The sequence below is a fragment of the Marinobacter salinus genome (assembly GCF_001854125.1).
In the GTDB taxonomy this organism is placed as follows: Bacteria; Pseudomonadota; Gammaproteobacteria; order Pseudomonadales; family Oleiphilaceae; genus Marinobacter; species Marinobacter salinus.
Genome location: NZ_CP017715.1, coordinates 296,953 through 323,454, shown reverse-complemented (window position 1 = coordinate 323,454; position 26,502 = coordinate 296,953). Strand labels below are relative to the sequence as shown.

The 26,502-nt window shown below is 55.7% G+C and carries 28 protein-coding genes; 19 read left to right on the top strand and 9 right to left on the bottom strand.

What is annotated here, in order from left to right; all coding sequences use genetic code 11:
- Positions 1–128: 128 nt before the first annotated feature.
- Positions 129–1,931 (bottom strand): acyl-CoA dehydrogenase, encoded by a 1,803-nt coding sequence (locus tag BKP64_RS01580; RefSeq protein ID WP_070965094.1) that lies wholly within the window; start codon positions 1,929–1,931, stop codon positions 129–131.
- Between the two features lie 335 nt (positions 1,932–2,266).
- Here BKP64_RS01580 and BKP64_RS19370 point away from each other — a divergent pair, with 335 nt between their 5' ends.
- Positions 2,267–2,434, top strand: a complete 168-nt coding sequence (locus tag BKP64_RS19370) for a hypothetical protein (protein ID WP_198402636.1) — start codon at positions 2,267–2,269, stop codon at positions 2,432–2,434.
- Between the two features lie 46 nt (positions 2,435–2,480).
- Here the strand turns inward: BKP64_RS19370 and BKP64_RS01575 are convergent, their stop codons facing one another.
- Entirely contained in the window at positions 2,481–4,535 is a 2,055-nt protein-coding gene (locus BKP64_RS01575) for an NADPH-dependent 2,4-dienoyl-CoA reductase (RefSeq protein WP_070965091.1), read from the bottom strand.
- A 361-nt stretch (positions 4,536–4,896) separates the two neighbouring features.
- Here BKP64_RS01575 and BKP64_RS01570 point away from each other — a divergent pair, with 361 nt between their 5' ends.
- From BKP64_RS01570 to BKP64_RS01500, 15 genes are all read left to right on the top strand, one after another.
- Positions 4,897–7,698 (top strand): monovalent cation/H+ antiporter subunit A, encoded by a 2,802-nt coding sequence (locus BKP64_RS01570; RefSeq protein WP_070965089.1) that lies wholly within the window; start codon positions 4,897–4,899, stop codon positions 7,696–7,698.
- Positions 7,698–8,066 (top strand): Na+/H+ antiporter subunit C, encoded by a 369-nt coding sequence (locus tag BKP64_RS01565; RefSeq protein WP_070965086.1) that lies wholly within the window; start codon positions 7,698–7,700, stop codon positions 8,064–8,066. Before BKP64_RS01570 ends, BKP64_RS01565 begins: the two co-directional genes overlap by 1 nt.
- Positions 8,063–9,580: a monovalent cation/H+ antiporter subunit D gene (locus BKP64_RS01560; protein ID WP_070965084.1), complete on the top strand. Its 1,518-nt coding sequence runs from the start codon at positions 8,063–8,065 to the stop codon at positions 9,578–9,580. The genes BKP64_RS01565 and BKP64_RS01560 overlap by 4 nt, the downstream gene beginning before the upstream one ends.
- Positions 9,580–10,068: a Na+/H+ antiporter subunit E gene (locus tag BKP64_RS01555; protein ID WP_070965081.1), complete on the top strand. Its 489-nt coding sequence runs from the start codon at positions 9,580–9,582 to the stop codon at positions 10,066–10,068. The genes BKP64_RS01560 and BKP64_RS01555 overlap by 1 nt, the downstream gene beginning before the upstream one ends.
- Positions 10,065–10,334 carry a K+/H+ antiporter subunit F gene (locus BKP64_RS01550; RefSeq protein ID WP_070965078.1) on the top strand — a complete coding sequence of 90 codons (270 nt, stop codon included), beginning with the start codon at positions 10,065–10,067 and terminating at the stop codon, positions 10,332–10,334. Before BKP64_RS01555 ends, BKP64_RS01550 begins: the two co-directional genes overlap by 4 nt.
- A 42-nt stretch (positions 10,335–10,376) precedes the next feature.
- On the top strand, positions 10,377–10,709 hold the full coding sequence (locus tag BKP64_RS01545) for a Na+/H+ antiporter subunit G (RefSeq protein WP_070965075.1): 333 nt from the start codon (positions 10,377–10,379) through the stop codon (positions 10,707–10,709).
- Positions 10,710–10,824: 115 nt separating this feature from the next.
- Positions 10,825–13,134, top strand: a complete 2,310-nt coding sequence (locus BKP64_RS01540; protein ID WP_083329125.1) for a putative monovalent cation/H+ antiporter subunit A — start codon at positions 10,825–10,827, stop codon at positions 13,132–13,134.
- Positions 13,131–13,556 (top strand): Na+/H+ antiporter subunit B, encoded by a 426-nt coding sequence (locus BKP64_RS01535; RefSeq protein WP_070965073.1) that lies wholly within the window; start codon positions 13,131–13,133, stop codon positions 13,554–13,556. The genes BKP64_RS01540 and BKP64_RS01535 overlap by 4 nt, the downstream gene beginning before the upstream one ends.
- Before the next feature lie 34 nt (positions 13,557–13,590).
- A complete protein-coding gene (locus tag BKP64_RS01530; protein ID WP_070965071.1) occupies positions 13,591–13,938 on the top strand; it encodes a Na+/H+ antiporter subunit C in 348 nt (115 codons plus the stop codon).
- A complete protein-coding gene (locus BKP64_RS01525) occupies positions 13,935–15,449 on the top strand; it encodes a Na+/H+ antiporter subunit D (RefSeq protein WP_070965068.1) in 1,515 nt (504 codons plus the stop codon). Before BKP64_RS01530 ends, BKP64_RS01525 begins: the two co-directional genes overlap by 4 nt.
- Positions 15,446–15,919, top strand: coding sequence for a Na+/H+ antiporter subunit E (locus tag BKP64_RS01520; RefSeq protein ID WP_070965066.1), 474 nt, complete (start codon positions 15,446–15,448; stop codon positions 15,917–15,919). Before BKP64_RS01525 ends, BKP64_RS01520 begins: the two co-directional genes overlap by 4 nt.
- Before the next feature lie 8 nt (positions 15,920–15,927).
- Positions 15,928–16,200, top strand: coding sequence for an MrpF/PhaF family protein (locus BKP64_RS01515; RefSeq protein ID WP_070965064.1), 273 nt, complete (start codon positions 15,928–15,930; stop codon positions 16,198–16,200).
- Complete coding sequence (mnhG, locus tag BKP64_RS01510; protein WP_070965061.1) at positions 16,193–16,603, top strand: monovalent cation/H(+) antiporter subunit G; 411 nt, start codon at positions 16,193–16,195, stop codon at positions 16,601–16,603. Before BKP64_RS01515 ends, mnhG begins: the two co-directional genes overlap by 8 nt.
- Before the next feature lie 67 nt (positions 16,604–16,670).
- Positions 16,671–16,952 (top strand): pyrimidine/purine nucleoside phosphorylase, encoded by a 282-nt coding sequence (gene ppnP, locus BKP64_RS01505; protein WP_070965058.1) that lies wholly within the window; start codon positions 16,671–16,673, stop codon positions 16,950–16,952.
- Between the two features lie 155 nt (positions 16,953–17,107).
- On the top strand, positions 17,108–18,751 hold the full coding sequence (locus BKP64_RS01500) for a fatty acid--CoA ligase (protein WP_070965055.1): 1,644 nt from the start codon (positions 17,108–17,110) through the stop codon (positions 18,749–18,751).
- 72 nt (positions 18,752–18,823) lie between these two features.
- Here the strand turns inward: BKP64_RS01500 and BKP64_RS01495 are convergent, their stop codons facing one another.
- From BKP64_RS01495 to BKP64_RS01470, 6 genes are all read right to left on the bottom strand, one after another.
- Positions 18,824–20,077 (bottom strand): D-amino acid dehydrogenase, encoded by a 1,254-nt coding sequence (locus BKP64_RS01495; protein WP_070965052.1) that lies wholly within the window; start codon positions 20,075–20,077, stop codon positions 18,824–18,826.
- Positions 20,078–20,092: 15 nt separating this feature from the next.
- Complete coding sequence (locus BKP64_RS01490; protein ID WP_070965049.1) at positions 20,093–20,449, bottom strand: translation initiation factor Sui1; 357 nt, start codon at positions 20,447–20,449, stop codon at positions 20,093–20,095.
- A gap of 37 nt (positions 20,450–20,486) precedes the next feature.
- Positions 20,487–21,014: a DUF4136 domain-containing protein gene (locus tag BKP64_RS01485; RefSeq protein ID WP_070973504.1), complete on the bottom strand. Its 528-nt coding sequence runs from the start codon at positions 21,012–21,014 to the stop codon at positions 20,487–20,489.
- A gap of 78 nt (positions 21,015–21,092) precedes the next feature.
- Positions 21,093–21,698: an IMPACT family protein gene (locus BKP64_RS01480; protein WP_070965046.1), complete on the bottom strand. Its 606-nt coding sequence runs from the start codon at positions 21,696–21,698 to the stop codon at positions 21,093–21,095.
- A gap of 50 nt (positions 21,699–21,748) precedes the next feature.
- Positions 21,749–23,068: a sensor histidine kinase gene (locus BKP64_RS01475; protein ID WP_070965043.1), complete on the bottom strand. Its 1,320-nt coding sequence runs from the start codon at positions 23,066–23,068 to the stop codon at positions 21,749–21,751.
- Entirely contained in the window at positions 23,065–23,751 is a 687-nt protein-coding gene (locus tag BKP64_RS01470) for a response regulator transcription factor (RefSeq protein WP_070965041.1), read from the bottom strand. Before BKP64_RS01470 ends, BKP64_RS01475 begins: the two co-directional genes overlap by 4 nt.
- A gap of 175 nt (positions 23,752–23,926) precedes the next feature.
- Between BKP64_RS01470 and BKP64_RS01465 the strand changes: the two genes are divergently transcribed.
- From BKP64_RS01465 to BKP64_RS01455, 3 genes are read left to right on the top strand one after another with little or no spacing between them, the layout of a single operon-like run.
- Entirely contained in the window at positions 23,927–24,286 is a 360-nt protein-coding gene (locus BKP64_RS01465; RefSeq protein ID WP_070973503.1) for a hypothetical protein, read from the top strand.
- 57 nt (positions 24,287–24,343) lie between these two features.
- The gene (locus BKP64_RS01460) at positions 24,344–25,510 is read left to right on the top strand and encodes a GNAT family N-acetyltransferase (protein ID WP_070965038.1); all 1,167 of its coding nucleotides are present in this window, start codon (positions 24,344–24,346) and stop codon (positions 25,508–25,510) included.
- 48 nt (positions 25,511–25,558) lie between these two features.
- Positions 25,559–26,230: a hypothetical protein gene (locus BKP64_RS01455; RefSeq protein ID WP_070965035.1), complete on the top strand. Its 672-nt coding sequence runs from the start codon at positions 25,559–25,561 to the stop codon at positions 26,228–26,230.
- Here the strand turns inward: BKP64_RS01455 and BKP64_RS01450 are convergent.
- Positions 26,217–26,432, bottom strand: coding sequence for a dodecin (locus BKP64_RS01450; protein WP_070965033.1), 216 nt, complete (start codon positions 26,430–26,432; stop codon positions 26,217–26,219). The two genes, BKP64_RS01455 and BKP64_RS01450, sit on opposite strands and share 14 nt — an antisense overlap.
- Between the last annotated feature and the right edge of the window lie 70 nt (positions 26,433–26,502).

The following is a 26,502-nucleotide window of genomic DNA, read 5'->3' as shown; positions in this document are numbered from 1 at the left end:
TTACCCAACTTGCCGAGACAAAGCCGCCCGCGGGGCGGCCTTGAAAGTCTGGCTCACAAATCCGTATTTCGCCAACCCCAGGCCATGTTCAGTTCACACATAACCCGGTGTCCGTTACCGGAGCAACCCTAGAACCATTCAGCCTTCATGTTCAGGCAGGTGTCATCCTGATTTCTCAGCAATACCAGATCCTGCGCTACGGTGGGCAGCTCCCAGTGGAAGAAGTACTGGGCGGCCTGGAGCTTGCCCTGATAGAAGTTTTGCTCTTCATCGCTGTTTGCGGAGGCCAACGCTTTTTCTGCGGCATTGGCCTGGCGAAGCCACATCCAGGACACAATGATATGGCCGAACAGATGCAGATAGCAGGAAGCATTGGCCAGCACCTTGTCCGGATTTTCGCTCATCAGGGATTTGCCCAGACTCTGGGTTACTTTTACCGCTTGCTGGAGGGTCTCGCTCAGGGACAGAGCCCACTGCTGGCATCGGTCAGACGTGGCAGCTTCAAGATCAATCTGCATTTGCTGCATGAGCAGCTGCAAGCCATGGCTCTGATCCTGCCAGATTTTGCGACCGAGCAAATCCAGCGCCTGGATGCCATTGGTGCCCTCGTGAATCGGGTTTAGTCGATTGTCACGCCAGCATTGTTCCGCTGGATATTCACGGGTGTACCCGGCGCCGCCATAAACCTGGATAGCGAGGTCGTTGGCTTTTGGTCCATATTCGGACGGCCATGCTTTGATCACCGGAGTCAACAGATCCAGCAGCTTTCCGGCCTCCAGGCGCTTCTGTTCATCGGGGTGAGTGTGCTGGTCGTCCATCAGGCGCGCGCCATACAGGCAAAGAGCCAGACCACCTTCGCTGTAGGCCTTTTGGGCCAGCAACATCCGGCGTACGTCGGCGTGTTCTATGATGGGCACCTGGGGTGCTTCAGGGTTCTTTTCAGAGGGCTTGCGGCCCTGCAGCCGGTCCTTGGCGTATTCGAGGCTGTGCATGTAGCCACGGTAACCGATCACAGCCGCGCCGAAGCCCACACCTACACGGGCCTCGTTCATCATCTGAAACATGTACTTCAAGCCCTGGTGTGGCTCGCCCACCAGATACCCATGGCACGGCGCATCGTCGCCGAAACTGAGCGCCGTGGAGGTGGTACCACGATAGCCCAGTTTGTGGATCAGGCCCGCCAGGTTCACGCCGTTACGCTCCGTGGGATTACCTTCCTCGTTAACCAGGAACTTGGGCACAATGAACAGGGAAATTCCCTTTACACCGGCCGGAGCCCCCTTGATCTTGGCCAGCACCATGTGAACGATGTTTTCGGTAATCGACTGTTCGCCGCCAGAGATATAGATTTTGGCACCTTTGATCAGGTAATGACCTTCCTCGGTTGGGGTCGCCGAGGTTCGGATATCAGCAAGTGAGGAGCCCGCATGGGGTTCAGTCAGTGCCATGGTCCCGGAGAAGCGGCCCGAGAGCATATGCGGCAAAAAGGTGGCCTGTTGCTTGTCATTGCCGAACACGCGAATGAGATTCGCAGCTGCTGTGGTCAGAAACGCATAGCCCGCGGTGCCGGCATTGGCTGCAGTGAAGAAGCCGTTGCAGGCAGCCATCACGGACTCAGGCAACTGCATCCCACCCAGATCATAGTCGTATCGGCCGGCGATGAATCCAGCTTCCGAGTAGGCGTCAAAAGCCTCCTTCACTTCCGGCAGCATTTCCACCGCGCCATTGACGAACTTCGGCTCGTCTTTGTCTGCCGCACTGTTGTGGGTTGCGAACTTGTCGCGAGCCATACGGTCTGCGGTTTCAATAACAGCGTCAAAAGTATCCCGACTGTGCTCATTAAAGCGCTCACGTTCGGCCAGAGCTTCTGTATCGAGGACTTCATAGAGCTGGAACGCCAGGTCACGGCGGTCGATGAGAGTGTCAGTCATGCTTGGTTCTCCTGTTTATGGCACACAGGGTGTCACAGGAACCGGGGATAAAAAACCGGCATTTATGACATAATTATGGCTGATATCACTGTCGTACCAACCATTGGCGCTCGATTAACGAAAGCATCAACTCTATCGGTTATGAAGACGTGTGCCCGTTCAGTCGACTGTTCCGCAAATATACAGGTGTGGCTCCCGGAGCCTACCGATCCCGATTCGGCCGCTAACCCGGAGGTGACATGGCCCGGGTTATGCATCATTGGCTGATGAAAACCCAAAATCCGATGGCAAACGTAAATATTGTCGACACAGGTGTAAAAGTGGGGAGGTAAACCATGAACGCACCGATTAAACAGAGCCAGTCCCATATTCTCAGCCGGCTCTATGATATGAAACAGAAACAGCTCGCCCGGGCCCTTCTGCAGGGTAACAGTCTGCGATGCCAGGTACTTGAAGCAGAGGCTGAAGCCATTTCCGCTGCCCTGAAATCTGTTATCCGGTAACGAGTGACGCAGAATGTCATAAACCGGTCATTTCAGGCCATATCTGTTAAATATTCGCGGCAACTTCGGTTCCCTGGCGAATTGCCCGCTTCGCATCCAACTCCTCGGCTACATCCGCGCCACCGATCAGATGCGCTTTAACGCCACCTGCTTCGATCTGGTCAAAAAGGTCCCGATACGACTCCTGGCCAGCGCAGATAACAACATTGTCTACCGCAAGTACGCGACGCTCCTGAACCTGGCCGTCCTGGTCCGAAATCGTGATATGCAGCCCGGCATCATCAATTCGCTCGTAGCTGCAGCCCCGAAGCATTTCAACATCCCGATGCTTCAGGCTACTCCGATGAACCCAGCCCGAGGTTTTCCCGAGCCCACCGCCAACCTTGCCGGTCTTTCGCTGCATCAGATAGATCTTGCGCGGTGATCCTGTGGGTTTGGGCTCGGCAAGCCCGCCCGGCCCGTCGAATTCCGGATCAACACCCCACTCGGCCTGCCAGTCTGCCACGCTGACCTGTTCGCCCTCGGGGTGATGACTGAAATCGTGAGTCAGAAATTCACTGACGTCGAAGCCGATGCCTCCGGCACCGATTACAGCGACGGTTTCGCCAACGGGCTTGTTATCACGCAACACATCCAGATACCCCAGTACTTTCGGATGGTCAATCCCTTCGATATCAGGGGTTCGCGGCTTCACACCCGTTGCGACAATCACATCGTCAAAGTCACCACTGCCGAGCAATCCAGCGTCGACTCGGGTATTGAGCCGGAGGTCGATGTCAAGCAACTCGATCTGGCGCCGGAAGTAGCGAAGGGTCTCGTAGAATTCCTCTTTGCCGGGAATCCGTTTGGCGTAATTGAACTGCCCCCCAATCTGCCCATCCGCATCAAACAGCGTGACCTGGTGTCCGCGTTTCGCAGCCGTTGTCGCCGCGGCGAGACCGGCTGGGCCGGCACCCACTACCGCAACACGTCTGGCAACGGCCGCCACAGTCAGAATCAGTTCGGTTTCATGGCAGGCCCGTGGATTAACGAGACAGGAGGCCCGTTTGGCCTGAAACGCGTGATCAAGACATGCCTGATTACAGGCAATGCAGGTATTGATTTCGTCGGCACGACCTTGCTCGGCCTTGCGAACAAATTCGCTGTCGGCCAGCAATGGACGGGCCATAGACACCATATCGGCCTTGCCCGCTGCCAGGATTTCCTCGCCCTTTTCGGGGGTATTGATCCGGTTCGTCGTACAAACCGGAATCGCCACCTCACCGTAGAACTTGGCTGTCACATCGGCGAATCCGCCCCTGGGCACGGATGTCACAATGGTTGGCACTCTCGCCTCGTGCCAGCCAATACCCGTATTGATAATAGTCGCGCCCGCTTGCTCGATAGCCTTCCCGAGCGTCACGATCTGATCCCACGTCTGGCCGCCTTCCACGAGATCCAGCATCGACAACCGGTAAATGATGATAAATTCCGGCCCCACGGACTCCCGAATGCGGCGCACAATTTCGATCGGCAGACGCATTCGGTTTTCGTAAGACCCGCCCCACTTGTCAGACCGTTTATTGGTGCGTTCGCAGAGGAACTGGTTAATAAAATAGCCCTCGGAACCCATGACCTCGACGCCGTCATAGCCTGCGAATTTCGCCAGCTTCGCCGCTTTGACAAAATCACCTATCTGCTTGTCGACGCCCTTCGTCGAGAGAGCCCTTGCCTTGAATGGACTGATTGGAGCTTTGGTGGCGGAAGCCGAAACAATCAGAGGCTGGTAGCCATAGCGGCCTGCGTGCAACAACTGCAGACAAATCTTGCCCCCGGCCTCGTGAACCGAGCCTGTGACATGCCGATGCAGTAATGCGGTACCCCTGTTATTCATAGTGGAAGCCAGTGGCGCGAGCTGGCCTGCGAAGTTTGGTGAATAACCACCGGTCACCATCAGGCCAACACCACCCTCCGCCCGCTCTGCGAAATAGCGGGCAAACTTGTGAATATTCCAGAACCTGTCTTCCAGGCCGGTATGCATGGACCCCATCAGTACACGGTTCCGGAGTTCGGTGAAGCCCAGGTCCAGCGGCTTCAGCAGGTTCGGGTAACTCGCTTTCATGATGTCACCTCATAAAATTTTATATCGATTATACCCTTGATCAATGACAAGTTGACTTGACCTTCGGGACGGGCCACGTATGATCGTCGTTCAAGTTTGACTGACGGAGCAACCATGACCGCAAGGTCCTTCGGCTGCATGCACTTCAATCGCCCTCCCGTTATCGCTGACATCGCGCGGCACCGGGGTCGTCTTCCGTACTTTCCGGACCCGCCCGCCCATTACTGATTTATCTCACCGCGCTTTCGAGCCTCGTAACGACTGTATGCGATTGCGTCGTGCACCAGAGCTCGCCGGAGACTAAACTCAGGCAAACACCCGTCTCCATTCATTTAAAAGAAAAACCGATAAAGAGGTTGCGATGTCGCTACCGCTGGTTGTTTTACTGCCTTTTCTGGGTGCAATATTCGCACCCCTATTCGCCCAGGGCGGCAGAACGGCGATTGCCGTCGCATCTTCTGTACCCGCGCTGATTGCACTCGCAGCCCTTTTCCCCCATTGGGAAACGCTTGCCGGCGGCGGCGTGGTATTACACAGTTATGAATGGCTGCCGGCACTTGGCCTCTCCTTCAGTTTCAGACTGGACGGGCTGTCTTTGTTGTTCGCCCTGCTGATCCTGATCATCGGGCTGCTGATTATTCTCTATGCCCGTTATTACCTCAAAACTCACGAGAATGTGGCCAAGTTCTACGCCCTGCTGCTGTGCTTCAAAGGCTCAATGCTGGGTATCGTCCTTTCCAGCAACCTGCTGTTAATGATGATTTTCTGGGAACTGACCAGCCTCACCTCTTTCCTGCTGATCAGTTTCTGGACCCACAAGCAGGATGCCCGACGTGGTGCGCGGATGGCCCTGGCAGTGACTGGCGGTGGCGGACTTGCGCTGCTTGCCGGCATACTAATGATTGGCAACATTGTTGGCAGTTTTGAACTCGATGACGTTCTGGCAGCCGGTGAGCAGATCAAGGCCCATGCGCTTTATCCGATAGCCCTCACCCTGGTATTGCTCGGCGCATTCACCAAATCTGCCCAGTTCCCGTTCCATTTCTGGCTGCCCCACGCCATGCAGGCGCCAACACCAGTTTCGGCATACCTGCACTCGGCAACCATGGTCAAAGCCGGCATATTTCTCATGGCCCGGCTTTATCCGGCACTGGCGGGAACGGAACAATGGTTCTATATGGTCAGCTTCACCGGCATGGCCACTCTGCTGCTTGGTGCCTACGTCGCCATGTTCAAGCACGATTTGAAAGGCCTCCTGGCCTACTCAACAGTAAGCCACCTGGGCCTGATCACCCTGCTTTTCGGCATGGGTACCCAACTTGCGGCCGTTGCGGCGGTCTTCCACGTGATTAACCATGCAATCTTCAAAGCCTCGCTGTTTATGGCCGCCGGTATCATCGACCACGAAACCGGCACCCGGGATATGCGTCGCATCAACGGTTTGTGGCGCTACATGCCTCACACCGCAACTCTGGCCATGGTGGCCGCTTCATCCATGGCCGGTATTCCTCTGCTGAACGGGTTCCTGAGCAAAGAAATGTTCTTCGCCGAGTCACTGGAGCTGAACCTCCCGGGACTCTGGGCGTGGCTGCCACCGATCGTCGCAACCCTCGCCGGGATATTCGCAGTGGCCTACTCGGCCCGCTTTATTCACGATGTTTTCTTTAACGGTAAGCCAGTAGATCTTCCGATCTACCCGCCTCACGAGCCGCCGCGCTACATGAAGTTTCCGGTGGAAATCCTGGTGTTCGCCTGCGTCATGGTCGGCCTGTTCCCTGCTGTTTCTGTCGGGCCGCTGCTGTATATGGCAGCCTCAGCAACGCTTGGCGGTGATGTGCCGGAATACACCCTTGCGATTTACCATGGTTTCAACCTGCCATTGTTCATGAGCTTTTTGGCGCTTTTCGGTGGCTTGCTCATGTATAGTCAACGTCAGCGCTTTTTCGACTTCCACGCGCGGTTCAAGGAAATTGATGAAAAAGCCGTATTCGAAGCTGTCGTGTCGCGACTAGTCGATCTGGCAAGCAGATTTACTACGCGCATGGAGAATGGCTCACTCCAGCGATACGCCATGCTGCTTTTCGTTAGTGCCATTGCGGTCGCCGCCATGCCGCTTCTTGGTCTGGGGATCTTTGTTGGCGAAAACGGGCTCAGTCCAGTGGATATGCCAACCGCTATCGCCGCAGGTGTGCTGATCCTTTGCGCCCTGGCAACTGCGGCGCTGCACCGGCAGCGGTTCTACGCGCTGGTTCTGCTGAGCGTGGTAGGCCTGATAGTGGCCTTGACGTTCGCCCGTTTCTCGGCGCCGGACCTCGCAATGACCCAGCTTTCCGTAGAAGTTGTGACCATTGTTCTGCTCATGCTGGCGATCTTCTACATGCCTAGCTGGACGCCGATTGAAACACCGCTTGGTCGACGGATCCGGGATATTGCCATTGCTGCGGTCGCCGGCATTGGCATGACACTGGTCAGCCTGGCCATGCTAACCCAACCCTTCAGTTCAATTTCTGATTTCTTCCTGGAAAACAGCAAGTCTGGCGGTGGCGGCACTAATGTGGTCAACGTGATTCTGGTGGACTTCCGGGGCTTCGATACCCTGGGCGAGATCACCGTTCTCGCCATTGCAGCCCTGGGCATTTACGCCATGCTCAAGAACACGCCCTTGACGCCGCCGCCAAGCGATGGCGAGGGCCATGCCTGGACACGGGATGCCCATCCGCTAATGCTGAAGTTGATTGCCAGGCCTATGTTGCCGCTGGCCCTAATGGTGTCCGCGTTCATTTTCCTGCGGGGCCACAATCTGCCTGGCGGCGGCTTCATCGCCGGCCTGGTCACCTCGGTTGCGCTGATCCTCCAGTACATTGCCAGCGGCATGAACTGGACCGAGGACAGAATTTCTTTCCGCTATCACAACGTAATCGGTCTGGGCCTGCTGTTCGCGACCGTCGCCGGCGCCGGGAGCTTCGCCTTCGGCTATCCGTTCCTGACATCCACGTTTGATTACATAACCTGGCCGGTGGTGGGCAAGTTCGAGGTTGCCTCTGCCCTGGTATTTGATCTGGGCGTCTATCTGACGGTTGTAGGAGCCACCTTGCTTTCACTGGTAAGTATCGGCCGGCTGTCTCCCCACTCCGCCATCAAGAGTAAAAAGGAGGGTGCGTAATGGAGCTTGTTGTCGCACTGGTTATTGGCGCCCTGACGGCATCTGGCGTCTATCTTATTCTGAGGGCTCGCACCTTCCCCGTGGTGGTCGGCCTGACCCTGTTGTCTTACGGCGTGAACCTGTTTCTATTCTCCAGCGGACGCCTGGCAACGGGCCAGCAGCCGGTCATCGGCACTGCAGTTAGCTATTCGGATCCGCTGCCACAAGCGCTGGTACTGACCGCCATCGTGATTGGCTTTGCAATGACTGCGTTCGTTGTCGTGCTGTCTCTGCGTAACCTGGCAGACAACGAGGGCGACCACGTGGATGGAAAACAACCCTACAAATCGCCCGCCCCGGAGAAAGAAGAGGAGGTAACCGGTAAATGAACCACTGGCTTACCGCACCTATTCTGATTCCTCTTCTGGGCGGCATTCTTCAGGTCTTTATGGGCTATGCGCCTATCAGCCTGCGGCGGACGCTGGCGCTGGCTACGACAGTCCTGATACTGGTTTCTGCCATAGTGCTTCTGGCACTTGCGGACGACGGCAGCTACCGGATCTATGCGTTTGGCAATTGGCAGCCACCGTTCGGGATTGTCCTTGTGCTGGACCGCCTTGCGGCCCTGATGCTGATCGTGACAGCCGTTCTGGCCCTGTTCTGTCACATCTACTCTATCGGCGGTGCCGACGAGGGCAATCGCCAGTTCCACGCGCTGTTCCTGTTCCAGCTAATGGGCCTGAACATTGCCTTCCTTACCGGTGACCTTTTCAACCTGTTTGTTGCTTTCGAGGTGCTCCTTATTGCCTCGTACGGTTTGTTGATGCACGGAGGCGGCACGGTAAGAACCGTTCCTGGCCTGCACTATGTTGTACTGAATCTGGTTGGCTCCGCGGTGTTCCTGATCAGTGTCGGGATGATCTACAGTGTCACCGGGACCCTGAACATGGCAGACCTGGCGGTCAAGATACCCCAGGTTTCAGGCGAAGGCCTGAGCATCGTCAAGGCCGGTGGCATGATGTTGCTGGTGGTATTCGGTCTGAAGGCCGCCATCCTGCCCCTCTGCTTCTGGCTTCCCCGGGCCTACTCAAAAGCCACCGCACCGGTCGCTGCCCTGTTTGCAGTAATGACCAAGGTTGGCATTTACGCCATTTTGCGGGTGTATCTGCTGATTTTCGGCGACGATGCCGGTGAGCTCGCCAACCTCGGCATGGACTGGTTGTTCCCCATTGCCCTGGTTACCCTCGCCATGGGGATTATCGGCGCGCTGGGATCCGGCAGTCTGAAAACACTGGTCGCCTGGCAGGTCATCATTTCTGTAGGCACATTGCTGGCTCCGATTGCACTTGGCTCCGAAGCCGGCCTGTCTGCCGCCCTTTTCTACCTGCTTAGCACCACCTGGACGGTTGGTGGTCTGTTCCTTGTCTCGGAGCTGGTATCTAACCAGCGCGGCTCGGCCAAAGACCGTATTGTTACCGCGCCCAAAATGCAGAACCGCACCTTCCTCAGTGTCCTGTTCCTGGTTGGGGCCGTTGCTGCCGCCGGCCTGCCACCTCTGAGCGGCTTCTTCGGCAAGGTACTGATCCTGAAATCCGTTGAGCCGGGAACCGAGATGGCCTGGCTCTGGTCAGTACTTCTGATCGGCAGCTTCCTGACGGTTATCGCCTATAGCCGCGCTGGCAGCATTGTTTTTTGGCGCACGGTAGATGGCCACCTGGAAAAACCGGACCCGCTCAACGGCCGGGTTTCTGTTGCAGCCGGCGCACTTACCGCACTGGCGGTGGTGATGGTTGTGCTCGCCGGACCCATTACACGTTACACCGATGCAACGGCGGCTCAGCTGCACAATAACGATGCCTATATCGAAATCTTGCAAACCCCCATGATCAGGGAGGATAGCTAATGCTTGATCGCCTCAGTTTTCCCCAGCCCTGGCTAAGCTTGACCCTTTTTATCACCTGGCAGTTTCTGAGTGACGGCATCACCGGCGGCAGTGTCGTACTGGGCATAATCCTGGCGTGGGGTATACCACAGATGACCCAGGGTTTTTGGCCTGATCCGCCAGCATTCATCAAGGCCTGGCGAATGCCCGCGTACCTGTTGCGAGTAGTCTGGGATATTGTCGTGGCCAGTGTCGAAGTTGCAAAGCTCATACTCAGCCCGCGCCAGGCGCGCCCGGCGTTCATCTGTTACCCCCTGGAGCTGGAGCACCCCCTTGCCATAACCATTTTGGCCAGCACCATTTCCCTGACGCCAGGCACCGTGAGCGCTGATGTCAGCGATGACAACAAGCTGCTGCTGATTCACGCCCTGGACGCGGAAGATGACCAGGAGGTCATCGACACGATCCGGGCCCGTTATGAGAAGCCTCTGCTGGAGATGTTCCAATGATGGTTACCGCTCTGTACATCACCATTGCCATGGTCACGCTGGCGGTGCTTTTAAATGTTTACCGCCTGATCAAAGGCCCGGACGCGCCGGACAGAGTGCTGGCACTCGATACGCTCTATATCAATGCCATTGCTCTGATCATTCTGCTTGGTATCACGCTTGGGACACGCATGTACCTTGAGGCGGCCCTGCTGATTGCCGTTATGGGATTTGTCGGAACCGTTGCGATGGCCAAATACCTGAAACGGGGCAGCGTCATTGAATAAGCCCATACCAGGCAAAAACCCTGCTTTTGGAGGACACATCAGATGAACCCATACGCTGAATACGCCATATGCCTGCTGCTACTGATCGGCGGTGCATTTACCCTGATAGGCGCCATTGGCCTCGCCCGCCTCCCGGACTTTTTTACACGCCTGCATGGACCGACCAAAGCCACCACCGTTGGAGTAGGCGCCATCGTGATCAGCTCTGTGATTTACTTCAGTACTCTTGGACAAGGCATTGGCATTGAAGAAATCCTGATTACGGCCTTTCTGATTATGACTGCCCCCATAAGCGCCAACTTCCTTGCAAAATCAGCCATGCATCTGAAGGTTAAAACCACAGAAAATACTCGGGGCCAACCCTGGGACCAATGAGCCTCCCATAATTTTTAAGAACTTTTTGTACCAAGGGATCGTATTAGATACTGGTTATAAAAATCGCCGTTAACCGCAGGGCGTTTTAACTTGGATCTTAAAGGAGCACCCTTGCATGATGCTACTGGCTGTGCTTTCGGGCTTTTTGCTGGCAGTCGCAGTACCAGCGCTCTATCGTGTAACAGGCAACTACATCGGCTGGGTGCTGTCGCTGCTACCCGCAGTGCTCACTGCCTATTTTGCCAGTCTGATCCCGACGATCAGCGGCGGTGAAAGCCTTCTGATTCAAAACCGGTGGATGCCGGGCCTCGGCGTAACCCTTGATTTCATGGTTGATGGCCTGTCACTGGTCTTTGCTCTTCTCATCAGTGGTATCGGTACGTTTATCCTGATCTATGCCGGTTCCTACCTGAAAGGTCATAAGGATCTCTCCAGGTTCTACGTCACCATGTTGTCGTTCATGGCCTCGATGCTCGGGTTGGTGTTTTCCGATAATCTCATTACTTTTTTCGTATTCTGGGAACTAACCAGCATCACCTCCTACATTTTGATCGGCTTCAACCATGAAGATGCCGAGGCGAGAAAGTGTGCCCTCCAGGGCCTGTTCGTCACAGCGGGCGGCGGCTTGGCATTAATGGCTGGCTTGATCCTGCTGATTTTCATCACCGGCAGCTATTCGTTTTCTGAAATTCTTGCGTCCGACCTACCAATTCAAGAACACGGTTACTACATCGCAGCTGTCATCTGCATACTGATAGGTGCGTTTACCAAGTCAGCCCAAGTGCCTTTCCATTTCTGGCTACCGAACGCCATGGCCGCGCCGACTCCGGTTTCGGCATATTTGCATTCTGCAACCATGGTCAAGGCCGGCATCTATTTGCTGGCACGCCTGAACCCTTCCATGGGCGAGGGCGTGCCATGGAGCTATGCCTTGGTGATTTTTGGTGCAGCAACCATGCTCACCGGCGCATACCTGGCATTCAGCAGTACCGGCATCAAAAAGGTTCTGGCCTATTCCACGGTGATGGCTCTGGGCACCCTTACCATGCTGATAGGGGTTGGAACGGAACTGGCCATCACCGCTTTTATCTGTGTCCTGGTCGCCCACTCTCTGTACAAGGGTGCGTTGTTCATGCTCGCAGGTGCACTGGACCATGAAACCGGCACCAAAGACATCACGAAAATGGGTGGCCTTTGGCGCAGCATGCCCAAGACCGCAATGATTACCTGTCTGGCTGCACTGTCGCTGGCGGGGCTTCCACCACTCTTTGGATTCGTTGCCAAGGAATTAATGTTTGAGTCGCTGATCAATTCGCCCTTATGGTCCTGGGGACTATTGGCGGCAGCTGTCGCCTCTTCGATTCTGGTCGTTGCGGTGGCTGGCCTGGTGTTTATAAAGCCCTTTTTCGGTCCAACCCGTACCACCCCGAAACAGCCCCATGATGCGCCTTTCGCCATGCTTGTTGGCCCCGCCGTATTGTCGCTGATTGCACTGATTTTTGGCATGGCGCCGTTTCTGCCAGCAACTTCCGTGCTGGATGCGGCGATTTCCTCAATCTATGGCAGCGGAGTGCAGACCTCTCTCGCCCTGTGGCATGGAGTAAATATCCCGTTGATACTGTCTGGCGCCAGCCTGCTGGCCGGGTCGCTACTGCTTTACGCCTGGCAGCGGCTGCAACCGACGCTCTACGCCATTAACACCGCTGGCAGCCGCGTTGGCCCGGAGGCGGGATATTTCCGCTTCATGCTCGGTATCACCCAGATAGCAAGCTGGCAAACACGGCTGCTGCAGAACGGCGTTCTCGGTATCTATCTGCTGATCCTTGTCCTTGTGACATTCGGCCTGACTGGCTACACCCTGCTTACCCGTCACGGTTTACATCTGGATTTTGACTTCAGCGACGGCTATTTCTACGAGTGGGGAATCGCACTCCTGATCGTCGCCGCGACCGTCTTTGCCAGTGTCACCAAATCCCGGCTGGGCTCCGTTGCTTCTGTCGGTGTGCTTGGCTTCGGGGTGGCTTTGATCTTCATCCATTTCAGCGCCCCAGACCTGGGAATCACCCAATTGCTGGTTGAGACTCTCACCGTCATATTACTGGTTCTGGTGCTCTTCAAACTGCCGCCATTCGTCAATCTCTCATCTTCGTGGGAACGTTGCCGGGACCTGACGGTCGCAATATTTGCCGGCGCGGTCATGACCCTGCTCATGCTTGCTGTACTGGACATCCAGTACTTTGACAGCATTTCCAGTTATTACATTGAAAACAGCTATGGCCTGGCGTTTGGCAAGAACATTGTCAATGTAATTCTGGTGGACTTCCGGCAACTGGATACTTTGGGAGAGATTTTTGTTCTGGCCCTTGCCGCTATGGGGGTCTACTCCATGATCAAACTCAGGGCGGAGGACCAGCATAAGCCATGAAGTCCAACACGCTTATTCTGCACACGGCAGCCCTCGCCATCATGCCGCTGCAACTGATGTTTTCGGTTTTTCTGCTCTTGCGCGGGCACGACGAACCCGGCGGTGGTTTCATTGGCGGGCTGGTCGCCGCAAGCGCTTTCGTGCTTTATGCCTTCGCCTTCGGGGCTGAATCAACCCGCAAGATACTGCGTGTCAGTCCACGAGATCTTCTGGCGACTGGATTGCTGTTCGGACTGGCCTCGACCATCCCCGCGCTATGGTCTGGCCAGGCCATGCTCACAGCTCACTGGTGGGAAGTGCCGCTGCCCGGCGAGGGCTATCTGAAGCTATCGACCGTACTGGTCTTCGACATTGGCGTCTACCTGGCCGTCCTGGGCACGCTAATGACCTTTGTGATCAGTCTGATGGAGTCCGACGAATGACGCGAGCATTCATTTGCACGAAGGGGGCGCAGTAATGGAAACCATGATGGCCTACGTCATTGGTGTTCTTTTTGCCGCCAGCATTTATATGATGCTGAGAAGATCTCTCGTAAAACTTGTCATCGGTCTGATCATTCTGAGCAATGCAGCGAATCTGCTGATTTTCGTAGTCTCGGGTTTGACGCGAGGCGCACCGCCGCTCATTCCTGACGGCGCAAACGAAGTCGTTGGGGCAATGGCTGACCCTCTACCCCAGGCACTCATCCTCACGGCTATCGTGATTGCATTCAGCGTACTGGCTTTCGCAGTTGTTCTGATCCGGCGTGCCTACGAGGTGGTTGGAACCGATGACCTGGACAAGATGAAGGATACGGACACTTGAACCCGGAACTCGTTCTCCCGATCCTGATACCACTGACCGCCGGCGCCCTGTCCCTGGCGTTTTGGCGCTCCGTCCGCTTACAGCGCATGCTTGCAGTCATTGCCACCGGGCTTTTGCTCGGATCCGGAGTGTGGTTGATGCGCTCGACCATCGAGCAAGGTTTTCTGGTGGCGGAAATGGGCAGCTGGCCTGCTCCATTCAGCATCGTACTTGTATCCGACATGCTTGGCGCCATCATGATCGTGCTCACCGGCATTATCGGCCTCGCCATCGCGATCTATTCACTGGCCTCAACGCCGAGAGGCCACGAAAAATTCGGCTATTACCCACTGATGCATCTGTTACTTGCCGGGGTAGCCGGAGCCTTCCTTACCGGTGATATATTCAACCTGTTCGTCTGGTTTGAGGTGATGCTGCTCGCTTCGTTTGCATTGCTAACCCTCGGCGGGGAGCGCGCTCAGATGGAGGGTGCCATCAAGTATGTGACCCTGAACCTGTTTTCATCGGCCATTTTCCTGTCTGCCGTGGGTTTGCTCTATGGCATGGTCGGTACCCTGAACATGGCGGATATAGCTCAAAAATTAAACAGCGTTGAAGATCCCGGGATGGTTACGGTGGTCTCCCTGATGTTTATGATGTCGTTCGGCATCAAGGCGGCGGCGTTCCCTCTGTTTTTCTGGCTCCCTGCCTCTTACCACACCCCTCAGGTCGCGGTTTCGGCACTGTTTGCGGGCTTGCTTACCAAGGTCGGGGTGTACGCGCTTTATCGGGTATTCACGCTAATTTTCACACAGGATGTCGCGTACACCCACACCATACTGCTTTGGGCCGCCGCCCTCACGATGCTGACGGGCGTGCTCGGGGCCGCGGCACAGTTTGAGTTCCGCCGAATTCTGTCTTTCCATATCGTCAGTCAGATCGGCTACATGCTTCTGGGCCTTGCCCTTTTCACGCCACTGGCTCTGATTGGTGGGGTGTTTTACATCATGCACCACATCATCGTGAAGACGAACCTGTTCCTGGTGAGCGGTATCACCTATCGCCTGTTGGGCAGCTATGAACTGAAAGATCTGGGTGGCGTTTACCGTCAGCGCCCTTACCTGGCCCTGTTGTTTTTGATTCCGGCGTTGTCGCTCGCCGGTATTCCGCCTTTGTCCGGCTTTTTCGCCAAGTTCATTGTTGTGCGTGCAAGTCTTGAAGCCAGCGAATATGCCATAACAGCCATCGCCTTGCTGGTGGGGTTGCTGACACTGTACTCAATGATCAAGATCTGGGCGGAAGTGTTCTGGAAAAAGGTCCCGGAACATGTGGCGGATGTAAGCAGGCTCAATGGCGAAGTCAAAGACAAACACAACTGGGCCTATTATGTGCCTGTCGTGGGTCTCGCCATGTGTACACTGATTATTGGTCTTTATGGTCAGCCAATTTACGTGCTCGCCGAAACGGCCGCCAGCCAGTTGATGAATCCGCAACTGTATATTGAAGCAGTTCTTGGAGGGCAGTCGAAGTGATCGGTCTCTTCTGGAATTTGCTGTTGGCTCTGGCCTGGGTGGCTCTCAGTGGCAGCGTCACTGCCATGAATCTGCTGGCAGGTTTTTGCTTTGGCTACATCGCACTCATGGTACTGCAGAAGCAGGTACCCACGTTAAATGGATACTCCCGCAGGATTCCGCGGGTTTTGGCTTTTTTGTTCTTTTTTCTGAAAGAGCTGGTGAAATCAAACTTACGGGTTGCTTACGATGTCGCAACACCGGTTTGGCATATGAAGCCCGGTGTGATCGCGTTTCCTCTCAATGCAAAGACCGACATGGAGATTATGTTTGTCAGCAGTGTTATCTCCCTGACTCCGGGTACGCTAAGCCTGGATGTTTCCGATGATCGGCAGGTGCTGTTCATCCACGCCATGTTTCTTCAGGACGAAGAGCAACTCAGAAATGACCTGAGGGAACTGGAACACCGAATCCTGAAGGTAATGCGATAGGGGCCGCCATGCTTGACGTTGCAATCAATGCTGTCTATTTCATGCTGTCTCTGGCGCTGCTTTTTGCGTTCATCCGGCTGACCCGCGGCCCTTCCCTGGCTGACCGGGTCGTCGCGCTGGAGCTGATAGCATCCGTCGTGGTTGGCTACGTCGGGGTACACGCCATTGATACCGGCGTTTCCAGTTTTCTTGATGTCGCAATCGTCATCGCCCTGACAGCCTTTCTTGCGGCGATTGGGTTCGCCAGATTCTTGGAACGTGGAGGTCTCAAGAATGAGTGAAATCTTCGTCTCTATTCTGCTGCTGGCAGGGGCTTCGTTCATGGTTCTTGCGGCCATCGGAATTGTTCGATTGCCTGATCTGCCTACCCGCATGCACGCTTCCACCAAAGCAGGTGCTTTGGGTGCTATGCTCATTATGGCTGCTGTTGCGCTCCATTTTGCAGATAGTGCTGTCGTCGCAAGGGCGGTCGCTTTTATCGTATTTATTCTTTTGACTGCACCGATTGCCGCCCATGTCATAGGCAGGGCAGGTTATTTCACCGGCATAGTGCTATGGGGAGGGACCACCAAAGATGAGCTGCGTGAGCGCTATGATCCCGACAACCACAAGCTTTACAGCGGACTAGAAGAAAGAGCGGCGAGGTCGACTGTGCCTGGAGTACACGACGGCTCTAACCAATAAATTGTCATTGGAAGTGTATAAAATTGCCGTATAGTAGGCTCCCAAACTCTTCTGAGGAACCCAGCGTATGCTGCAAGTAAATGAATATTTCGACGGCCAGGCCAAGTCCATTTCCTTCCAGACCTCGACCCTGCCAGCCACCGTTGGCGTGATTAGCCCGGGCGAGTATGAGTTCGGCACCAGCAAAAAAGAAACCATGACGGTGATCAGCGGAGCCCTGACGGTGCTTTTGCCGGGCGTTGAAGAATGGATGACCTATGGCGCAGGCGAAAGTTTCGACGTCGCAGGTCAATCCAGCTTCAAGGCAAAAACAGATATTGATACCGCCTACCTTTGCACCTACGAATAACATAAGTGTTCGCAGAGGGTACCCGGTGTTTCATTTAAACGCCGGGTAATTCTGCGTTTTTTTCGCTTTTCACGGTTCCCGTTTCAAGCAATCTGTGTCAGATTTACCTCTGTTTCTCGAGACAAAATCAACAACTGAGAAAGAGGAAACAAGTGATGGCACAGACCCGAATTCTCCCCCCGGCGGACAATGCCTACCAGTATCCACTGCTTATCAAGCAACTCCTGCTTTCCGGTCCGCGTTATTCGCCAGATCAGGAAATCGTGTATGCCAATCGCAGCAAGTACACCTACACAGATCTGGTAGAACGAATTCATCGCCTCGCCAATGCCCTGACAGATGCTGGCGTAAAGCCGGGCGACACTGTCGCTGTCATGGACTGGGATACACCGCGCTATCTGGAATGCTTTTTCGCCGTGCCAATGATTGGTGCCGTACTGCACACCATTAACGTGCGCCTGTCACCGGACCAGATCGTTTACACCATGAACCATGCCGAAGACGATGTGGTCCTGGTGCATGACGACTTCCTGCCGATTCTGGAATCGGTCAAAGGCGAAATCAAAACCGTCAAAACGTATATCCAGCTCACCGATGAGGCATCTGCGAAGCCTGCACAGCTGGCAACTGCCGGTGAATACGAAGCCATGCTGGCCAGCGCCAAAACAGAGTTCGACTTCCCCGACTTTGACGAGAACAGCATCGCCACCACTTTCTATACCACCGGCACCACTGGCAATCCGAAAGGCGTTTACTTCAGCCATCGTCAACTGGTTCTCCACACAATGGCGATGACCGGCTCGCTTTCTGTCCATGATGAAATGCCGCTCCTGCGTTCCAGCTCTGTTTACATGCCAGTGACTCCCATGTTCCACGTTCATGCCTGGGGCGTTCCTTACGCCGCCACCATGATGGGTATCAAGCAGGTCTATCCTGGCCGGTATGAACCCGAACTGCTGGTAGACTTGCTGAAGGAGCACAAGGTTACCTTCTCCCACTGCGTACCGACCATCATGCAGATGATGATGGGGACAGAATCCATCAAGACCGCAGACCTGAGCAACTGGCACGTCCTGATTGGAGGCAGTGCCCTGACCAAGGGTCTGTGTGACGCAGGCGCCAAGCTCGGCATTCACATGTACACAGCGTATGGCATGTCCGAAACCTGTCCACTGCTCAGCGCCACCCATCTGACTCCCGAAGACATGGAGCTGCCACTTGAGCAGCAGACCGCAAAACGCGTCAAAACCGGTATCGCGGCACCCATGGTGGAGCTCGAGATCGTTGACCCGGACGGGAAGCCGGTCCCCCATGATGGCGAAGCCAAAGGCGAAGTCGTTGCCCGTGCGCCCTGGCTGACCCAGAGCTACTTCAAGGAAAAAGAGAAGGGTGAAGAGTTGTGGCAAGGTGGCTGGCTACACACCGGTGACGTCGCCTCCATGGAGCCTGACCACACACTGGTCATCAAAGACCGCATCAAGGACGTGATCAAGACCGGCGGTGAATGGCTGTCCTCACTGGATCTGGAAAACCTGATCAGCCAGCACCCGGCCGTCGCCGGTGCCGCCGTGGTAGGTGTGCCCGACGAGAAGTGGGGCGAGCGCCCACACGCGCTGGTCACTCTCAAACCGGGGGAAGAGGCAAGCCTGGAAGATATCCAGAATCATCTGAAGCAGTTTGTAGACTCAGGTGAAATCAACAAATGGGCCATCCCCGAGCAGATGGATTTTGTTGAGGACATTCCAAAGACCAGTGTTGGCAAGATCAACAAGAAACTGATTCGGGACCAGCTGAAGTAAACTTCGGGCGGGTTCGTTCAGCCACGAAAAAGCCAGCTTCCACGAGCTGGCTTTTTCGATTCTGTCGCAGGATCATATGCCCGAGAACGTAAAATCCACCTCCGGCTTGCGGCCATCGACAATATCCGCCAGTGCCGCCGCAGAACCGCAGGAATGGGTCCAGCCCAGAGTGCCGTGACCGGTATTCAGGTAGAGGTTGGGGAAATGGCTTTTACCAATATATGGCACATTAGACGGGGTAGCCGGGCGAAGACCGGTCCAGAATTCTGCCTGATCCCAGTGCCCCGCCTCGGGCATTATTTCAGCCGTGCGGCGCACAATGGCACGACAGCGGGTAAGATTAAGTTCCCGGCCATACCCGTTCAATTCGGCGGTACCGGCCACACGCAGGCGATCACCCAGGCGCGAAAACACCAGTTTGTATTCGTCGTCAGTCAGACTGACGTTAAACGCTGCCTGTTCATCCTTCACAGGAACCGTAATCGAGTACCCCTTGGCCGGGTAGATGTTCAGGAGCAGCCCGATCTTCCGGGCGAGAATTGCGCTATAGCTGCCTAAACTTAAAACATAGGAATCACCACGCAGGGTTTCATGGTGACCGCCCCTGATGGTTTGCACCCCCAGGATCCGGTCGCCGGCATACTCGAACCCGAGAATCTCGGTGCCGTACCGGAACTCCACACCCGCTTCGGCACAGCGCTTTGCCAGGTTCTGGGTGAACATACGGGCATCACCGGACTCATCTTCCGAGGTGTAGGTGGCCCCGGCAATGCGGTCCTTGATCGGCTTCAGCGCGGGCTCCAGCTCAATCGCACGATCGGCATCTATGATCTGCCGGTCACAGCCCAGATCCTGCATGATTCTGGTCGGCTCCATAGCCCCGTCAAACTCAGCCGGGTCTGTGTAGAAATGGATAATGCCTTTCTCAAGGTGGTCGTATTCCACCCCCACATCTTTGCGCAAAGCCTGAAGCTGCCCCCGGCTGTAGGTACCAAGATTGACCATTTGACGGATATTATGTGCCGCCTTTGCGGACGTGCACTGGGTCAGAAACGAGACAGCCCAGCGCCATTGGGCCGGGTCAAAACGGGGGCGGAAAAGCAGTGGGGCGTCCGGCCGGGTAAGCCACTTCAGAACCTTCATGGGAGCGGAGGGGTTTGCCCAGGGTTCTGCGTGTGAGACGGAAATCTGCCCGCCATTTGCGTAACTGGTTTCAACTCCGGCGTAATTCTGTCGGTCGATCACCGTTACCTGGTGGCCCTGCTTCTGCAGAAACCAGGCGGTGGTCGTACCCACGACACCCGCGCCCAAAACCAGTATATGCATGCTTGCCTCCCTTGATCAGCCACCGGCCCGCTTTACGGTCCAGCCTTTCGTTTGCAATAGCGGCACAAGAATATCGCGCTGGTCGCCCTGAATTTCCACAACTCCGTCTTTGACTGTGCCGCCTGTACCACATTTTGCCTTTAACACCTTGGCAAATGCTTTGAGTTCTTTTTCATCCATCGGAATGCCAGTAATCAGGGTCACGCCTTTGCCTTTGCGGCCCTTGGTTTCGCGGCTGACCCGCACCACTCCGTCACCGACTGGTGGAGAAGGTTGACCACAGGTGCACTCCGATACCGGATTCCGACAGTCCGGGCACATCCGGCCCTGTTCCGTAGAAAAGACCAGACCGCCCCCAGATCGTTTTTTCATTACCTCTCCACAGTTTATTTTGCTGGTTCAACTGATATCACTGGATGCCTGGAGGGTACTTGGAAAACATTTCGGAAACTACCTCGTCAATCAGTTCCCGACGGGTTTCAGGAGACTGGTTTTCATTAAGGTAACGCCGGCTGGCCGCACGCCAGACCACCTGGTCACTACCGGTATCCACCAGTTCAACAACCAGCTTCCCCTCGGTGATTTCACGCACAGGTGGCGGAGCTGCCAGTGCCCAACCAAAACGGCCTGTACCAAAGCCAAAACCAAGCCCTACTCCGGACTGCTCCAGCCGGTCTTCCTCAACAATCTGCCAATTCACCAACAGGTCGGCCTCATTTTCAGGCACCTTGCGCAATGCCTTGCGATTCAGCTCTCTTTCAAGCGCACTTTGCACACGACTGCCATCCAGAGAAACGAACGCGGAGCTGCCTGCATTTTCAGCGAATGACCAAGATGAGAAATTGCCAAAGACCACCGAGGAGTTGTAGTCCGTCACGACATTGCCCGCACACCCCGTTAATGCCAGTACCAGCATCGACATCATCAAAACTCGCATCATTACTTCTCCCTGTTTTGGAGGATCAATCTTTTCAGTATACGCTCACGACACGAGCCAGGACGCCCCTTTGACCTCTCACCTTTCAAAACTGTAATCCATTTTCAGGGCTTCACAGAACGCCGCGAAGTCTTCCAGCAGCGCCTCGGGAACAGACACTCCGGCGATAACAGAGGGGCCGTAATCGACGGACTCGACAACACCGCCATTAACCTCACACCAGTGTCTTAGAGGCTGTTCATCCGCAAAGCTCATGGTCACCCGGGCCAAAGTGACCGGTTGCTGGACCACACGATCCACCGCCGAAAGAACGCTTTCCGCAGCGCCGGCGTAGGCACGAACCAGTCCGCCAGCACCGAGCTTGGTGCCTCCGAAGTACCGGATAACCATGACCAGCACATCTCCCATATCTTTGTGTTGGATCACATTCAGTATGGGCTTTCCGGCAGTTCCGGAGGGCTCTCCGTCATCGTTCATCGCCGCTTCAGCCGCGGAGCCCGGCCGGCCTATCTGATAAGCCCAGCAGATGTGGCGGGCATCGGGGTGGTCACGGTGCGCCTGCGCCAACCAGGCTTTGACCTCTTCACGCGAGCTGACCGGCGCAATGCGGGCGATGAAACGGCTCTTCTTCACTTCCGTCTCCCGCTCAAGGTATTCTGCCGGGACGGGGTAATCTTTACTCATAGTTGAAGTACCTCGGGTCAACAGACGGACAACATCAGGATGAGCTGACATCAGGAAACGGTAAACACCGGCAGCCGGATCGTCACCCGTAGCCCACCAACCTCGCCGTTGGCCGCTGAAATTTCGCCGTCATGGGCACTGATAATGTCACGGGCAATAGCGAGCCCAAGCCCCCAGCCCTTGCCACCCCGGGACTTGTCCGCCCGGAAGAATGGCTCAAACAGTTTCGTCAGAAGTGCGGCCTCAACCCCCGGCCCTTCATCCTCAATACTGACGCTCACCCAGCCCTCAGACAATGACGCTATAACCTGAACCCGCTTACCCGGTGGTGTATGGTCCAGTGCATTCTGCAGAATATTATCGAATGCCCGCTGCAACAGACCCGCGTCGCCAAGCACCGAGACATTCACAAGCTCCGCCTTGGCCAACAGCCTGCAATCCACGCCCCGGTGCTCTGCGTAGTCCGCCGCGTCCTGTAGAACATGGTTGAGCAGGTTGACCGGTTTGACCGCCTCCCGTTCGAAGTCGCCACCCTTATCGGCAACCCGATACAAGGTCAGAATCTGGGAAATCATGGCTTCCAACCGTTCATTCTGGCGCAGGATGCTCCCCATTAGCTGCTCATCGGCGCCACTATCGCTCGCCAGCTCGATTGCGATGCGTTGCCTGGTGAGCGGCGTACGCAAATCATGGGAGATATCCCGCAGAAGGTGTTTCTGTCGCTCCAGCAGACTGCACAGCTGTTCGGTCATGGCATTGAAGGCGGTGGCCAGTTGACCTACTTCGTCGCGGCGCCCGGCGATTTTCTCACTGACCCGCAACGCCGTATTGCCGCCAGCAATCCTCTGCGCGGTACTTTCCATGTGTTTCAGGGGTCTGGAAACCACGCGGGCGATCCACCAGCAGGCCAGCGTAATCAGAACAAATGCCAGGCCCAGCTCAATAAACCGGAAAAACTTTGGATCCAGCCAGCCCTCTCCGCTCACCCGCGGCCAGGCAATCAGCCGATAGCCGTCCGCGACATCAATAACCGCGGGCTTCTGTGGGTACCAGCCGGATTTCATCCGGTCGCGAATGGAAGACGGCAGACGTTTGTCGTCTCCTTCCTGCTCTATCAGAATGAGGTGGAGCCCAAGCCGCTCCCCCTGGGCCCGCAAAAAACGCCAGGCATCCCCACGGCCATCGTTTTCACGAACCTGAATCGCTTGCTGCGCGAGATCTCTCAGCCCTACCTGGCGCTCAATGGCCTGTCGCTCCCGGTCAAGCAGTGTTCTGCTGGCCAGATTACTGGCCACCACGGTGATTGCCATTGCCAGCCAGATCGACAGGAAAATCCGCCAGAACAGCGGGAACATCATAGGTTGCTTCACACCGGCACCCGATAGCTGTAGCCGAGGCCCCGAATGGTCTCGATTCGGGGCGGGTCTTCATTACCAAGCTTTTTCCGAAGGTTGCTGATATGCATGTCCAGCGTGCGGTCGTAGGCTTCGAGCCGACGGCCCAACGCCCACTGCATCAGATCGGTCTTGCGAACCACGCTGCCGGCGTGAGCCAGCAATACCTGCAGAACCTCGTACTCGGTTGCAGTCAGATCCAGCGGATCATCGTTGTGGAGAATGCGGCGGTGACCAGGTTCCACTCTCAGGTCGCCATAGACTCGGGCAGCGTTCATTTCGGTTTTCTGATCCCAGGCAATACGCCGCAGAAGAGCCTGCAGCCGGGCAACCAGCTCTCTCGGATTGCACGGTTTGGGAATGTAATCATCAGCGCCCACCTCAAACCCCACGATACGGTCGGTTTCATCCCCACGGGCAGTGAGCAGCACAACCGGCAAGTGGGTTTGGGCCCGCAACTCACGCAAAACCTCCAGGCCGCTGATATCGGGAAGCATGATATCAAGAACTACGATGTCCGAGTCCTGGCCCAGCGCCAGGGATAAGCCATCCCGGCCGTTGGCCGCTTCACGCACTGTAAATCCCTGATTGGTCAGATAACGGGCCAGCAGTTCCCGCAATTCATCATCATCTTCTACGATCAGCACCCTGTTTTGCATATCAAGCCTCCGTCATCACTGCGTGAAGTCTAACACGCCTCCCAACGTGCTGATTCGGTGAAAATTCCTTTGCAGAACCTTTACACATCGCTGACGCCCGTTGACGGAACCCGGCGTTACTATGATCACGAATAATCATCCGCCGAAGATACGGCCAACAGAACAGGGAAACACCATGAACAAACGCAAGAACTCAATCATTGCCGCCAGCATCCTGGCCTCTGCACTGGTTACCGCTACGCCGTTCGCGCTGGCCAATCACCATGGCGAGGAGTACCGCGGCAACCATCATGACAGGCACGATATGGAGCAAATGTGCGAAGATTTCCGAGAGGGCAAAGGTCGTTTTGACCAGGAAGAACGCCGCGCCAAAATGGAAGCGCGACGGACTGAAATGGCTGAACGCCTGAAACTGAACGATGAACAGCGTGAGATCTGGAATCAGATCCATGAGGAGCGGCGCGAAAAGTACCAAAATCGCATGGACGAGTGGAAAGAGAAACTCAAAAAACGCTGCGAGACTCTGAAGCAGTGATCAAAGACCGGGTTCTGGCGTATGGTATCGGGAGCACACCAAGGAGTTTCCCGAGTCATGCCCGAATCCGGATTACAATCCCTGACCGTTGAAACCTGTCAGTCCATTGAAGATATTTCCCCGGCTGACTGGGAGAAACTGGCGGGCAGGGATAACCCCTTTCTCCGCTATGAGTTTTTTCAGGCCCTGGAGCAGTCTGGCTGCACCCGGGCTGAAACCGGGTGGCAGCCCTGCCACCTGATCTTCCGGATTGGAGGCCAACTGTCCGGCCTTGCTCCCGCGTACCTGAAATCCCACTCCATGGGAGAGTATGTATTCGACTGGGCCTGGGCCGACGCCTACCAGCGCTATGGTCTGGAGTATTACCCAAAGCTTCTGATCGCCGTGCCGTTCACCCCGTCCCAGGGACCGCGATTGCTCCTGGATGAGGTCCTGCGCAGTCAACTCGAACCACAACAGCTTCACGAGCTCCTCGATACGTTGATTTCTCGGCTGGGCGCTCACTCGTGGCACCTCCTGTTTCCGGAAGCAACGGACCGGGCGCTGTTGCAGAGTGATGACCAGCTGCACAGGATCGGCTGCCAGTTTCACTGGCACAACCGCAGCTATAACGGCTTTGAGGATTTCCTCGGAGCTCTCACGTCCCGCAAACGCAAGTCGATCCGCAAAGAGCGTCGGCAGGTGGCAGAACAGGGAATTACCTTTGCCCGTTTTCAGGGACGGGATACTCCGGATCATGTGCTCGCCGCCTTTTACGTATTTTACCAGGCAACCTACCTGAAGCGGGGACAGCGCCCTTATCTCAACAAACGTTTCTTCGAGCTGGTACGCAACAACCTGCCAGAGCACCTGCACCTGATTATGGCCATTCGCGACGGCGAGATGATTGCCGGCGCCCTTTTCCTTGCCGGCCGGGAAACCCTCTATGGCCGCTACTGGGGCTGTCTCGACGAATACAACCACCTACATTTTGAAACCTGTTACTACCAGGGGATAGAGCTTGCCATCGAGCTGGGGCTCCAGTATTTCGACGCTGGCGCCCAGGGCGAGCACAAGCTGGTTCGGGGATTTGAGCCGGTCATCACCCATTCATGGCATGGCATTGCCCATCCCGGCTTCCGTGATGCAATTGAGGCGTTCACTGAGGAGGAAGCGGAACGGGTCCGAGCCTATTTTGAAGAGGCCAGTTCACTTTTGCCATTTCGGAAACAGAACAGCGATTAGCTTCTATACTGAAAGTCCAAAGCGAGCTTTTGACGGGGGCCAGATACCATGGAAACGGACCCACTTTTCAGTGTTCTCGCCGGAGATAACTTGCCACTTTTGCTGTCAGCCGGCGCCTTGCTGATCGCTCTAATCGCCCTGTGGCTTGCTTCCGGAGCCGGGAGGGAGACCCGGCGGGATGTTGAAACCCTGCGACAGAAAACCGGTGTACTTGGCCGGGAGATGGATGACCTCCGGGTGAGTCATTTCCATGGCCAGGACCTTGCCAACCGGGCTGTCGCGCCGGCAGAAAACGATACCGCCCGTTATCTTGCCGAGAAGGAAGCCTACGATCGGCTCTGGCCCCAGGTCTGGCACCTCCATGACCGGTTGGGGATGTTTCTTCGTGCTGTCGAAGGTGGGGAAGCCCCCGGGGAGCTCCGGCTTGAAGCCCGAAATGCGGCACTGGAAGCCCGAAACCTGCTAAACCGGAACCGGCCCTTCTGTAACGCAACCGTGGAAGAACTGGTTACGCGACTCATAGATACAGAAATCCGGGCGCACCTGGCGGCATGCCAATATCTTGACCTTCTCAAGGAAGTGTCGACCACTCCTTCGGATCATGACCGGAGAGTATTGCAGGACAAGTGCCACTCTTTGCATGAAGGCGAATCCCGGGAGCTGATGAATCGTCTTGCCGACGCCATTAGGGCCCGGGTAATCAACGTCAGCTGTCCTTGATCCGGAAGCCGACTTTCATCACCACCTGATAGTGACCAACCTTGCCGTCGACAATATGGCCACGGGTTTCCATCACCTCAAACCACTCCATGTTGCGGACACTCTTGCCACACTCCTCAAGGGCGTTTTCAATCGCGTCTTCGATGCTCTTTTTGGACGAGCCGACTATTTCCACTTTCTTGTAAACATGGTGATCGGACATATCTTGACTCCTGATTCAGGATGACTGCTCTTTTGATCGTAGAAGACAACCCGGTAGCCGGCAAACGAGG